Genomic DNA, 13,039 nt, shown 5'->3' on the forward strand with positions numbered 1-13,039 from the left:
AGAGCGACAGCCTGGGTTGTACTCGGTTAAAACAGTAGCGGTCCGCTGTGAGTCTTGCCAGGAGAACCAGCACACCTTTGTGTGACCTGCACTTCTCACACAAACCCCAGGGGTTCCATCCGACCAGCCGGCCGCGAACCGGATTCGCGTGCCATACGAAGGAATCAGCGCCTGGCCACCAGTGCTGGAGCAGTGATCGACAATGGTCGCCCCAGGCAGCCCATGTTGTGGGAATCCGCCGATTCCGGCCGTTAAATCACGATTTAATCACGGCGCTGGTGCTCTTCGCGCTGCATGGCGTCGTTGACCTCGCCGACGAGCTCTTCGAGGATGTCCTCCAGGAAGAGGACCCCGACGAAGCGCCCCTGCGCGTTGCGCACGTGCCCGAGGTGGGCCCCCGAGCGCTGCATGGCTGCCAGCGCCTCCTCGACCTCGTCGTCGTAGCCGACGGGCACGAGTGCGCGAGCGCGCCAGGCAGGTACCGGCTCGGTGCGCTCGGCGCCGTCGGCGTAAAGGATGTCCTTGAGGTGCAGGTAGCCGGTGATGACGGGCTCCTCCCCCTCATCAACTGCGGCCTGGTCGGCGACCAGGGGGAAGCGGGAGAAGCCGGTGGAGGCCACGGCCCGCTCCACGTCCTCCGGGGTGCAGTCCTGGGGCAGAGTGACGAGCTCGCTCAGGGGCACCATGACGCTGCCGGCGGTCTCCTCGGAGAACTCCAAGGCGCCACTGAGCAGGCCGGTGGAGTCCTCCAGGACGCCTTCGGCGGTGGAGCGCTCGACGATGGAGGCGACCTCCTCGGCGTTGAAGGCCGCGGCGATCTCCTCCTTGGCCTCGATGCCCAGGACCCTCAGGACCCCGTTGGCGAAGCCGTTGAGAGCGTTGACCACGGGGCTGAAGACGCGCGAGCACCACACCAGGGGCGGGGCGAGCCAGCGCACGGCCTTCTCCGGGGAGGCGATGGAGATGTTCTTGGGCACCATCTCCCCGGCGACGACGTGCAGGCCCACGACGATGACCAGGGCGATGACGACGGCGACGGCGTGGGAGCCGGCGTGCCCGACGCCGACGGCCGCGAGCAGGGGCTCCAGGGCGTGGGCGATGGCCGGCTCGGCGACGACGCCCAGGCCGGTGGAGCACAGGGTGACGCCGAGCTGGGCGGTGGCCAGCATGCGTGAGACGTTCTGCAGGGCCCACAGGGCGGTGGTGGCGCGGGCGTCGCCGGCCTCGGCCAGTGGCTCGAGCTGGCTGCGGCGTGAGGAGGTGACGGCGAACTCAGCGCCAACGAAGAAGGCGTTGCCGGTCAGGAGGATGACGGTGAGCAGGAGGGCGAGCGGAGTGCTCATCGGCGCTCCCCCTCTGGTCCTCGGCTTCCGGGGGCGGCCTCGAGGTCCTTGGGGCGCACGTGGAGGCGGGTGACGCGGCGCCCGTCCATGGCGTCGACGGTCAGGGAGGCGTGGGGCAGCTCGACGACGTCGCCGACGGCGGGGATGCGGCCGAGCTCGGTCATGACCAGGCCACCGAGGGTCTCGTAGGGGCCGTCGTCGGGAACCTGGATGGCGGCGCGGGTGGCGAGCTCGTCGGGGCGCATCCACCCGGGGACGACCCAGTGGCCCGAGGGGTCGAGGTGGGCGCCGGCGCGGCGGCGGTCGTGCTCGTCGGCGACGTCCCCGACGACCTCCTCGACGGCGTCCTCGAGGGTGACGACGCCGGCGGTACCGCCGTACTCGTCGACGACGATCGCCATCTGGGAGCCCTGGGCGCGCAGCTCGACGAGCAGGTTGGCCAGCGGCATGGTCTCGGGGACGCGGGGCGCGGGGGTCATGAGGGAGGTGGAGGCGACGGGGACGTCGGCGCGCCGCTCGTAGGGGACGCCGATGGCGCGGCGCAGGTGGACGATGCCCATGACGTCGTCGATGTCGCGGCCGATGACGGGGAAGCGGGAGTGGCCGGTGGCGCGGGCCAGATGCACGACGTCCTCGGCGGAGTCGTCGGCATCAAGGGTATGGAGGCGGCCCCGGTCGGTCATCACGTCGACGGCGGTGAGGGCCCCCAGGCCGATGGAGCGGGTGAGCAGGGTGGCGGTGGAGGCGTCGAGGGTGCCCTCCTCGGCGCTGTGACGCACGAGGGAGGCGAGCTCGCCGGCGCTACGGGTGCCGCTGAGCTCCTCAGCGGGTTCGATGCCCATGGTGTGCAGGACGGCGTTGGCGGCGCCGTTGAGCAGGATGATGAGGGGCTTGAGGAGGGTGGTGAAGCCCATGAGGAAGGGGGCCACGAGACCGGCGGCGCGCATGGGGTCGGCCAGGGTGGCGTTCTTGGGGATGAGCTCGCCGATGACCATGGAGAAGGCGTTGACGACGATGAGGGCGATGACGACTGCGGCGCCGGTGGCCACGGAGGTGGCCAGCCAGTGGCTCATGAGGTCGGTGAGCAGGTTCGCCAGGGCGGCCTGCATGGTGTAGCCCAGGAGCACGGTGGTCAGGGTGATGCCGACCTGGGCGCCGGACAGGAGTGTGGACAGGCGCCCCAGGGCGCGTCGGACGGTGGTGGCGCGCTTGTCCCCGGTAGCGGCGCGGGTCTCGACGGTGGAGGGGTCAAGGGCGACCAGGGAGAACTCACCGGCCACGAACAGGGCGGTACCCACGGTGAGGACCACGCCGACGGCGATCATGAGCCAGTCGGTCATGCGGGCCCCTCCCCCACGTGGGATGCGGCGTGGACGCTGGAGGCGGACGAGTCGGGGTGGGGGTGGTCAGAGGCGGGCGAGGAGGCGCAGTGCGTGCGGGCGCGGCGCCTGCAGGCCCGGCGGAAAGCCGATCGCATAGTGACCGAACGGTACCACCGCGGCAGCAGTGAGGCCGAGGTAGCCATCAGGTGTCACACCGCCATCACAGAGGGACCGGTTTCTCACGATTGGGGTAACCTACGCCACAGACCAAGTGAGCATGGAGGTTGCAATGCCGTCACGGAAGCCACGGAAAATAGCGGTCCGCTCAACCGACCTAGGCCAGTCCGGCTGGTGGATCCTCCCACCGACCGCTGGCATCATCGCCGGCGGCGTCAGCACCGTATCCTCTCAACTCCTCACACACAACACAGCGAGTTCTGCGATAGCGGGCGTCGTGAGCGCAACCGTCACAGGACTCAGCGCCGCAACACCCCAGTTCCGCGACTGGTTCTCAGCGCGCTCCCACAGGCGGCAGATCGCTGAATCAGCAGGGGCTACAATCGACATAAGCAGGGATCCTTTAGATTCACTGAGGGTGCACACCTCGAATCGCGATATCACAGAGTTCGTTCCTCGCGACATTCAGGACCAACTGATCAAGCACCTCAGTAACGGAACACCCGTTTTAATTGAGGGTCCATCCATGTCCGGGAAGACTCGCCTGACAATAGAGGTAATTCGTTCCCAATGGCCAAATCGCCCACATTGGTTCCCACCAGATGAGGACAGCATCGAAATAATCCTCAAGAACCAGCTGCAGCCAAAACGCGGAGCAATTATCATCTTGGACGACCTTGACAGATTCCTATCCAACCAAAGCCTCAAACTAGGTCAACTCAACCGATGGATAAGCAATTCATGCATCATTATCGCGACCATGATGCACTCACAGTACGTCAAGCACAGCGACCGCAGCAGCGAGGAAGTGGCGGGATGGGATGTAATCAACCGATTCAAAAGAGTAACGCTCAGCCGCTCACTTTCAACAACCGAACTTAAGGCCACACAACTCACACCCTACGCGAACCAGATATCACAGATTGAGAGTATTGGATTAGGCCCCCTACTAGGGTGCGCCGAAGCAGTGCGCGCCGCGTTTGCAGACGAACTCAGGAATCACTCGTGGTGTGGAGTACTCATCAAGGCCGCAGCAGACTGGCGCAGAATTGGCCTAGGGTCCGCCTCAAGAGAGCAACTCATCACATTTTCTAGAGATTACAGCAACGCCGCCTGGGGACCCGCCGACTGGGATGACGTTTGGCAACAAGCAACCAAACCCATCAACGACACCATAGCACTCCTGCGGCAAGTGGGAAACGACAGCTGGGAAGTACTTGACATTATTGCCGACGAAGCCAACTGGACAACACCAAGTTCAACACTCAGTACCGCAGCCACATTAGTCACAAAACCATCCCAACTTCTCAGTATCGCCACAGCAATGACGATCACCAACAACGCAACTGAAGCGCTTCAAATATTAAATAAAGTCATCTCCCTAGAACCCAGAAACACGCGAGCACTGGGAAGTTACGCGATCCTCCTGAAGAACCAGGGCGGAGACCCTAATGAAGTTCATCGGACATATGAGTCAGCAATTAAGATCCAGTCCTGCGAGTCGGAGATTATCATGAGTTACGCCATCTACTTACAGCGGCAAAACGACAGAAACCTAATGAAGATAAAACACTTATACGAACGAGCATTATCACAGAGTCCGAATAACCCAACATACCTGGCCAGCTACGCCTTATTCTTAGATGGCGACCTAAATGACCATACTGCCGCAAAGGATCAATTTGAAGCATCCCTGAAAATCGACCCAGACAATGCCACGACATTAACAAGCTTCGCCGCAACCCTGATGAAGTCGAAAGAAGAGAGGGAGGCAGAACGCATTGAAGAACTATATAGGCACGCCCTCGAGATCGAACCCGAAAACGACTTAACCTTAATTGCATATGGGCAGTTTTTACAACTATTCCACCAAGACCTCCAAGGTGCCAGAGACAGGTATCGTAAGGCATTATCAATCAACCCCAATAACGAGATGGCAGCCAAACTGCTTGACGAAATAAGCTTCCAGTCACATCCCTAAAACACGACTAGATGCGGGGAATCTAAACTCGACGAAATTGCCACACACATAGAATCAATCCCTATAATTTAAACACAGAACAAACTGAAATGCAGTTAATTTAAAGTTGTCAGACAGTAATTCCGCCCAATCCTGACGACATCTCCACCATCCCAGTTGAGCCTCCTAGGTACCTCAGGGGCTCGCCATGCCCCGGACACGCATGTGTCTTTGGTCCCGTGTTTGCTCGCATGAGACGCCCTTCACCTTCTAGGATGTCCTGTGAACACCGCCGTTCCTCCCCCGGGGTCCCGCTGAGGCTCCCAGTGTCGGAACGGGAGACTGACGAGCTCCGAGGAGACCCGACGTGCCCACGCAGGACCAGATCAGCCCAGGCTTCGGTGCCAACGAGTGGATGGTGGAGGAGATGCGGGCCGCCTGGTCGGCGGATCCCTCCTCCGTGAGTCCCCAGTGGCGCGAGCTCTTCGAGACCGATCCGAGTGCTGGTCTGCACCAACCGGGCCCTGCCTCCTCCAACGGCTCTGCGTCGTCGGCCGCCGGTGGGCCGCGCCGGGCCACCATCACGCCCCAGGCCGCCTCCTCCCTGCGCCGCTCCTCCGCCGTCCAGGACGTCACGCGCTCCGACCTGCCGCCGGCCCCGCCGTCGGACACCGCGCCCCCGACCTCCCCCTACGCCCAGCGCCAGGCCGGCCACCCCGCTCACGACCAGGACGGTGACGCCTACGAGGACCGCACTACCAGACTCAAGGGTGCGGCGGCCCGCACCGCCAAGAACATGGACGACTCCCTGTCCATGCCCACGGCCACCTCCGCCCGCGCCGTGCCCGCCAAGGTCCTCATTGAGAACCGGGCCGTCATCAACACCCACCTGGCCCGTACCCGCGGCGGCAAGGTCTCCTTCACCCACCTCATCGGCTGGGCGGTGGTCGAGTCCCTGACCGAGATGCCCTCGATGAACGTCTCCTACGGGGTCGACGAGGCGGGCAAGCCGGTCCTGCACGAGCCGGCCCACGTGGCCTTCGGCCTGGCCATCGACGTGCCCGGCTCCGACGGGCAGCGCCGCCTGCTGGTGCCCTCCATCAAGCAGGCCGACCTCATGGACCTGTCCCAGTTCGTGGAGGCTTACGAGGCCCTCGTGGCCAAGGCCCGCGAGAACAAGCTGGACCTTGACGACTTCCGCGGCACCACCGTGACCCTGACCAACCCCGGCATGATCGGCACCCTGCACTCGGTGCCGCGCCTCATGCCCGGCCAGGGGCTCATCGTGGGGGTCGGCGCCATGGACTACCCGGCCGCCTTCGCCGGTGCCAGCCCCGACACCCTGGCCCGCCAGGCCATCGGCAAGGTCGTCACCCTGACCTCCACCTACGACCACCGCGTCATCCAGGGAGCCGCCTCCGGCGAGTTCCTGCGCCTGGTGGAGCGCAAGCTCCTGGGACTGGACGGCTTCTGGAACCGGGCCTTCGAGTCCCTGCGCATTCCCCTCGAGCCGGTCAAGTGGGTGCGTGACACCACCTATGACCCCGAGCTGGAGACCGGCAAGCCGGCGCGCGTGGCCGAGCTCATCCACGCCTACCGCCAGCGTGGCCATCTGGCGGCCGACAACGACCCGCTCACCTACCGACTGCGCCGCCACCCCGACCTGGACATCACCTCCTACGGGCTGAGCCTGTGGGACCTGGACCGCTCCTTCCCCACTCGGGGCCTGGGCGGGCGCGACCGGGCCACCCTGCGCGAGATCCTCAGGATGCTGCGCGACGCCTACTGCCGCACCGTGGGCGTGGAGTACATGCACATCCAGGACCCTGCCCAGCGCGCCTGGTGGCAGGAGCGCCTCGAGCGCGACTGGGAGGACATCGCCGACGAGGAGCGCCGTCGGATCCTCACCAAGCTGGAGCAGGCCGAGGCCTTCGAGACCTTCCTGCAGACCAAGTACGTGGGCCAGAAGCGCTTCAGCCTCGAGGGCGGGGAGTCCCTCATCGTGGCCCTGGACCGCCTGCTCGACGCCGCCGCCCACGACGGCCTCGACGAGGTCGTCATCGGCATGGCCCACCGCGGCCGCCTCAACGTGCTCACCAACATCGCCGGCAAGTCCTACGGCCAGGTCTTCGACGAGTTCGAGGGCAATGGCGTCATCGAGGGCGCCGGCACCGGCGACGTCAAGTACCACCTGGGCACCGTGGGCGTCTTCTCCGGGACCGACGGCGTGTCCACCCGGGTCTCCCTGGCCGCCAACCCCTCCCACCTGGAGACGGTCGACGGCGTCGTCGAGGGCATCGTGCGCGCCAAGCAGGACCGCATCGGTCTGGGCGAGAAGGGTTACACGGTCATGCCGGTCCTCGTCCACGGCGACGCCGCCTTCGCCGGCCAGGGCGTGGTCTACGAGACCCTCAACATGAGCCAGCTGCCCGCCTACCGCACCGGCGGTACCGTCCACATCGTCGTCAACAACCAGATCGGCTTCACCACCGGCTCGGCTTCGGCCCGTTCCACCATCTACGCCACCGACCTGGCCAAGGGCCTGCAGGTGCCGATCTTCCACGTCAACGCCGACGACCCCGAGACGGTGGCCCGCACCGCCCGCCACGCCTACGAGTACCGACGCACCTTCCACAAGGACGTCATCATCGACCTCATCTGCTACCGGCGGCGCGGCCACAACGAGGGCGACGACCCCTCGATGACCCAGCCGCTCATGTACCGGCTCATCGACTCCCTGGACTCCACGCGCGGCGTCTACACCGCCGCCCTCGTGGGTCGCGGCGACATCACCCCGCAGGAGGCCCAGGAGATCGCCAAGAGCTACCAGGACGAGCTGGAGCGGGTCTTCGCCGAGGCCCGCGTCCAGGTCACCGGGGGCACGGGCTCCGACGGCGCCGGGGAGGCGGCCGACACCGCCACGCAGGATCTGTCGGACCCCACGAAGGTGGGCGTGCCCCTCTCCTCCCTGGAGATCCCCTACTCCCAGCGGGCGGGCACCGGCATGATGCTGGGCTGGACCTCGGCCGTGCCCCGCGACGTCGTCGAGCGCATCGGCGACGCCCAGGTCGCCTGGCCCGAGTCCTTCACCGTCCACCCCAAGCTCCAGGCGATGCTCTCCAAGCGCCGCGAGGCCACGCGCGAGGGCGGCATCGACTGGGGGCTCGGGGAGCTCATCGCCCTGGGGAGCCTGCTCATGGAGGGCGTGCCGATCCGCCTGGCCGGCGAGGACGCCCGCCGCGCCACCTTCGCCCAGCGCCACGCCGTCCTGCACGACCACACCTCCGGGCAGGAGTGGACGCCCCTGAGCTTCCTGACCCCGGACCAGGCGCCCCTGGAGATCTACGACTCCCTGCTCAGCGAGTACGCCGCCCTGGCCTTCGAATACGGCTACTCCGTGGAGCGCCCCGAGGGACTGACCATGTGGGAGGCCCAGTTCGGCGACTTCGCCAACGGCGCCCAGTCCGTCATCGACGAGTACGTCACCTCCGCCGCCCAGAAGTGGGGGCAGCGTTCCGGTCTGGTCATGCTGCTCCCTCACGGCCAGGAGGGGCAGGGACCCGACCACTCCTCGGCCCGCATCGAGCGCTACCTGCAGATGTGCGCCCAGGACAACATGCTGGTGGCCCAGCCCTCCACGCCCGCCAGCTACTTCCACCTGCTGCGCGAGCACACCTACACCCGCCCGCGCCGCCCACTCATCGTCTTCACCCCCAAGCAGCTGCTGCGTCTGAAGGCCGCCTGCTCCCCGGTGGAGGACTTCACCTCCGGCACCTTCCAGCCGGTCATCGGGGAGACCGACGACGCCGTCCTGGCCACTGCGCGCAAGCAGGGCGTGGACCGGGTGCTGCTGTGCTCGGGGCGCGTCTACTACGACCTGCTGGCTCACCGGACCAAGACCGGGGACACGAGCACGGCCATCGTCCGCCTCGAGCAGCTCTACCCGCTGGAGAGCTCGGACATCGCCGAGGCGCTGGCCCCCTTCAGCGGAGCCGAGCTCGTGTGGGTCCAGGACGAGCCCGCCAACCAGGGCATGTGGCCCTACCTGGCGCTCAACCTGCCGACGGATCTGACCGGTGGCGTCCTGCCCACGCTGGTCTCCCGGCCGGAGGCCGCCGCCCCAGCGGTGGGCACCGCCGGCGTCCACCGCGCCCAGCAGGAGGAGATCCTCCGCCAGGCCTTCGCCCGCCACTGAAAGAAGACCGGTTCACCGGCCCGTCCTGGGGCAGCCCCGCCGAAATGCCGTCAGCCTCCACCGTTACAACGCAAGGTCACGATAATGTCAAGACAGCATGAGGGATCATGAGGCATGAGGAGGCGCTGTCATGCGTGAGACGAGGCTGAGCTTCATCGGTGACGAGCTGGTGGCCGGTCATGGTGACGGGCGCGCCCTGGGATGGACGGGCCGGGTCATGGCCCGCACGCCCCGGGACGCCGACATCCTGTGGACCTCCCTGGCGGTTCCCGGTGAGACGACGGCGCAGATGTCCGACCGCTGGGGCCCCGAGGTGGCCCGCCGCTCCACACACACCGGCATCAACCGGCTCGTCGTGGGGCTAGGCGTGGCCGACGTGCTCGCCGGCATCTCCTACGCCCGCTCACGCCTGGCCCTGGCCAATATCCTCGACACCGCCGCCTCCGACCACCGCGAGTGCTTCGTCGTCGGGCCCCCTCCCCTACCGGAGGCCGACCCCGATGCCACCGCCCAGCTGTCCCAGGCCGCCGAGGAGGTGTGCCTGCGGCGCAACGTGCCCTACGTGGACGCCTTCGAGCCGCTGCGCAACCACGAGCAGTGGACGGCGGACGTCGCCGCCGCCGGCGGCACGCACCCGGGCCAGGCCGGCTACGGTCTGCTGGCCTGGCTGGTGCTGCACCGCGGCTGGTACGAGTGGCTCGGCGTCGAGCGCCCCGAGTCCTGAGGCCTCGATACCCGCCGGTCAGGCAGGCGCTGGGGAGCCTTCGTCAGACGACGACTCGGCGACGGCGAAGATGTCGCCGCTGATCCCCACCAGGCGGTTGGAGACGTGGTTGTTGAAGAAACCGACGATGGGGCCGATGAAGAAGCCCATGATGACCGTACCCAGGGCGACGATGCCCAGCGAGAGGTCGAACCTGATCAGGAGCAGGGCCAGGAAGATTGTGACGATGTCCTGAACCAGCCGGTAGACGCGGTAGCTGTAGCGCGGGAAGTGCCGCCTGAGCGAGGGCGCGATCCCGTCATAAGGGCACTGGCCCAGGTCGCAGGTGATGTACATGGAGACTCCCAGGCAGAACAGCGGCAGCCCGATCGCCAGGTGGAGCAGCATGCTGCCGAAGGAGTACTCGACATGGAAGAAGCTGCGGTAGATCGGGCGGAAGTAGTCCACGAGGACACCCACGACGGTGAAGTTGATGACTGTCCCCAGGCCGAAGATGGACCGGTCGAAGGGGAAGACGAGGATCAGCATAATGATGTTGACGATCGGGACGATCGCCGCGAAGGAGATCCCAGAGACGTGGGAGATGCCCTGGAGGAAGGCGGTGAACGGGTCGACGCCGCTCTTGCCCTCCAGGCAGATCGCGATCCCGACCGCCGTGATTACCTCCCCCAGGAAGCACACGAGGATGCGCCGCAGGAGCGAGTTGTCAGAGAGTGTCCACTGGTCTGGTGCTGTCAGGTTCCTCAGGTTCATGTCACACCGCCGTCGTTGAGGAGGAGCCGGCAAGGCCATACCCACGAGACACCACCGGGTTTCTCGGTGAGAGGCTGGACAGTGCCCCCTCACCACGAATCAGGCCATGTCCCGCGGCTCACACCTCACCGTCTCATCACCGTCAAGGCCGAAGGACCCAGGCTGTGAGTGCGAATCGGTGCCTGACCAGGACAGTTCCGGGACGGCTCAAGAACGACGTCGGCCGGTCACCACAGTGGTGACCGGCCGACGTCTGCTATGTCTCAGGGCGTTGCGCTCAGTGCGCTACCCGGCTCAGGCGTTGGGACGCTTGCCGTGGTTGGCGCTGGACTTGGCGCGTGCACGACGCTTACGACCGCGCTTGCTCATCACTGCCTCCTCGTGTCTTGACTCGCCCCACGAGGGGGCACGGAACGCCGCTGATTCTCGCACACGGCGGCGCGCCTGGGCCAGTCTGGCGCCGCTGACCAGCCGGTGAAGGCGACCACACGTCGGCGCACGTCACAGCCGGGGCCCGGCTGCTCCCTCAGTCGTGCTCGAAGCGGACGGTCCGGGAGGACTCGACCCGGGACTCCACGACGCGCACGACCCGCCCGGAGGCGGAGGCCTGGGTCCGAGTCGTGGTCGACGTCGTCGTCACGCTCACCGCGGTGGCACGCAGGGCCGACAGGCGCCCCAGGACCCGGGCGCGCAGCTCGGGAGGGGCCTGCTCGGCGCACCGCGAGCGCAGGATCTCCCGCAAGTGGGTCTCGGCGTCAGCGAGGCGGGAGCAGTGCGAGCAAGTGGCCACGTGCTGGGCGAGGCGCTCGGCCAGGTCGGCGGTGCACTCACGGTCGAGGAAGGCCTCCAGGTGGGCGCGGGCCTCGGCGCAGGAGCAGTCCTGGGAGCCATCCGCCGTCTTGGGGCCCTTGGTGGGATCGGCGCTGTTGTCACCGGGGGTTCCCGATTCCATGCGGTCTGTCATTTCTCCTCCTCCCCATATCCGTACTCTCGGGCGTAGTCGGCCAGCAGCTCGCGCAGCTGGCGGCGACCTCGGTGCAGCCGGGACATGACGGTCCCGATGGGCGTGTCCATGATCTCGGCGATCTCCTTGTAGGAGAAGCCCTCCACGTCCGCCAGGTAGACGGCCAGGCGCCGGTCCTCGGTGAGCTGGCCCAGGGCGTCCTTGATGTCAGAGTCCGGCAGGGCGTCCAGGGCGAGGTTCTCCGCGCTGGGCAGCCCCACCGAGTCGTGGGAGGCGGCCCGGTGCAGCTGCCAGTCCTCGACCGTCTCCGCGTCGGACTGAAGCGGCTCGCGCTGCTTCTTGCGGTAGGAGTTGATGAAGGTGTTGGTCAGGATCCGGTAGAGCCAGGCCTTGAGGTTGGTGCCGGGCCGGTACTGGTGGAAGGAGCCGAAGGCCTTGGCGTAGGCGTCCTGCACGAGGTCCTCGGCATCGGCCCGGTTGCGGGTCATGCGCAGGGCGGCGCCGTAGAGCTGGTCCAGGTAGGGCAGGGCCTCGGCCTCGAAGCGGGCGGCCCGGGCGGCCTCGTCCTCATCGGCCGGCGCCCGGTCCAGATCGCGCGCGCCATCGTCAGGATCGATCACCTCATCCAGGGTGATCTCATCAGTGTGGTCGTCGATGTCCGTCATCAGCCACGAGCCTAACGCGCCCGGGGAGTCTTCGGCCCGACCGACGCCACGAGCCTTGGTCATCGTCTGAGTCATCGTCTCGGTCATCATCCCGGTCATCGTGGCGGGTCGTCCCGGCAGATCCCGGGGCCGACGGCGCCGGTCCTGCCTGCCGGGCCGCTCTCGGCGGCCGCGCGGCCCGTTCGGCGGTGCGCCCCGCCGGCGGGCGGTCCGGCTCGGCGGCGACGCGATCGGCTGCTGGATGCTCATGTCTCGGCCAACACGATGGCGCCCCGATTTCATTCCCCGTCCGCGCTGAGCGAGGCGCGCACCACGTTCGAGCAGCGATATCGCTGGCCCGAGCCGCCCGCGTAGGTCAGGATGGGGGCATGAACATTCTGCGCTCCTTCGCCCGCCCCATGCTCGCCGCGCCCTTCATCGTCGATGGACTCGACGCCCTGGTGCGCCCGTCGCGCCATGTGGAGAAGTTCGAGAAGGTCGCCCCGACGCTGGAGCGGGTCGGTCTGCCGCCCGTGCTGGCCTCCGACGCCCGGCTGCTCACCCGCGCCTCGGGTGCCGTGAGCCTCGTGGCCGGGCTGGGGCTGGCCGCCGGGCGGGCGCCCCGTACGAACGCCACCATCCTGGCGGCCCTCAATGTGCCCCTGACCGTGGTCAACAACCCCGTCTGGGCGGTGAAAGGGACGCAGGCCCGCAAGGAGGCCCTCTCCGGGCTGCTGCGCGGGGCCGCCCTGGGGGCTGGGCTCGCGCTGGCCGCCGTGGACCGTCAGGGCAGGCCGTCCCTGGCCTGGCAGGTGCGCAACGCACGTCAGCAGCGCGAGGCGATGCAGGCCGCCAACGAGGCCGTTCAGCAGCGCTACGTGACTGCCTGAGTCACCCTGGTCGGCATCGGTCGTCACCCGTTGGCTCCGAGCCCGGGTACGACGTCGACCCATCTCC

Annotated in this window: 9 protein-coding genes; 4 read left to right on the forward strand and 5 right to left on the reverse strand. The window is 66.9% G+C overall.

The window, feature by feature from the left end:
- Positions 1 to 263 precede the first annotated feature (263 nt).
- Both HMPREF9058_RS09965 and HMPREF9058_RS09970 read right to left on the reverse strand, forming a co-directional pair.
- A complete protein-coding gene (locus tag HMPREF9058_RS09965) occupies positions 264 to 1,343 on the reverse strand; it encodes a hemolysin family protein (RefSeq protein WP_009747925.1) in 1,080 nt (359 codons plus the stop codon).
- Positions 1,340 to 2,683 (reverse strand): hemolysin family protein, encoded by a 1,344-nt coding sequence (locus HMPREF9058_RS09970; RefSeq protein ID WP_009407136.1) that lies wholly within the window; start codon positions 2,681 to 2,683, stop codon positions 1,340 to 1,342. Before HMPREF9058_RS09970 ends, HMPREF9058_RS09965 begins: the two co-directional genes overlap by 4 nt.
- Before the next feature lie 259 nt (positions 2,684 to 2,942).
- On the opposite strand from HMPREF9058_RS09970, the gene HMPREF9058_RS13485 reads away from it, so the two are divergent.
- The 3 genes from HMPREF9058_RS13485 to HMPREF9058_RS09980 all read left to right on the forward strand — a co-directional run bounded on the left by HMPREF9058_RS13485 (position 2,943) and on the right by HMPREF9058_RS09980 (position 9,721).
- Positions 2,943 to 4,823 (forward strand): hypothetical protein, encoded by a 1,881-nt coding sequence (locus tag HMPREF9058_RS13485; protein ID WP_139019019.1) that lies wholly within the window; start codon positions 2,943 to 2,945, stop codon positions 4,821 to 4,823.
- A 346-nt stretch (positions 4,824 to 5,169) separates the two neighbouring features.
- On the forward strand, positions 5,170 to 8,997 hold the full coding sequence (locus HMPREF9058_RS09975) for a multifunctional oxoglutarate decarboxylase/oxoglutarate dehydrogenase thiamine pyrophosphate-binding subunit/dihydrolipoyllysine-residue succinyltransferase subunit (RefSeq protein ID WP_009407412.1): 3,828 nt from the start codon (positions 5,170 to 5,172) through the stop codon (positions 8,995 to 8,997).
- Between the two features lie 130 nt (positions 8,998 to 9,127).
- Positions 9,128 to 9,721, forward strand: coding sequence for a GDSL-type esterase/lipase family protein (locus HMPREF9058_RS09980; RefSeq protein ID WP_003785741.1), 594 nt, complete (start codon positions 9,128 to 9,130; stop codon positions 9,719 to 9,721).
- Between the two features lie 18 nt (positions 9,722 to 9,739).
- On the opposite strand, the gene HMPREF9058_RS09985 is transcribed toward HMPREF9058_RS09980, so the two are convergent.
- The 3 genes from HMPREF9058_RS09985 to HMPREF9058_RS09995 all read right to left on the reverse strand — a co-directional run bounded on the left by HMPREF9058_RS09985 (position 9,740) and on the right by HMPREF9058_RS09995 (position 12,103).
- Positions 9,740 to 10,474, reverse strand: a complete 735-nt coding sequence (locus tag HMPREF9058_RS09985) for a YitT family protein (RefSeq protein WP_009407393.1) — start codon at positions 10,472 to 10,474, stop codon at positions 9,740 to 9,742.
- Positions 10,475 to 11,000: 526 nt separating this feature from the next.
- A complete protein-coding gene (gene rsrA, locus HMPREF9058_RS09990; protein WP_043538152.1) occupies positions 11,001 to 11,438 on the reverse strand; it encodes a mycothiol system anti-sigma-R factor in 438 nt (145 codons plus the stop codon).
- Positions 11,435 to 12,103, reverse strand: coding sequence for a sigma-70 family RNA polymerase sigma factor (locus HMPREF9058_RS09995; protein WP_010613374.1), 669 nt, complete (start codon positions 12,101 to 12,103; stop codon positions 11,435 to 11,437). Before HMPREF9058_RS09995 ends, rsrA begins: the two co-directional genes overlap by 4 nt.
- A 368-nt stretch (positions 12,104 to 12,471) precedes the next feature.
- Here HMPREF9058_RS09995 and HMPREF9058_RS10000 point away from each other — a divergent pair, with 368 nt between their 5' ends.
- The gene (locus tag HMPREF9058_RS10000) at positions 12,472 to 12,972 is read left to right on the forward strand and encodes a DoxX family protein (RefSeq protein WP_009407349.1); all 501 of its coding nucleotides are present in this window, start codon (positions 12,472 to 12,474) and stop codon (positions 12,970 to 12,972) included.
- Positions 12,973 to 13,039: the final 67 nt, after the last annotated feature.

Source organism: Actinomyces sp. oral taxon 175 str. F0384 (genome assembly GCF_000223355.1).
Classification (GTDB): domain Bacteria; phylum Actinomycetota; class Actinomycetes; order Actinomycetales; family Actinomycetaceae; genus Actinomyces; species Actinomyces oris.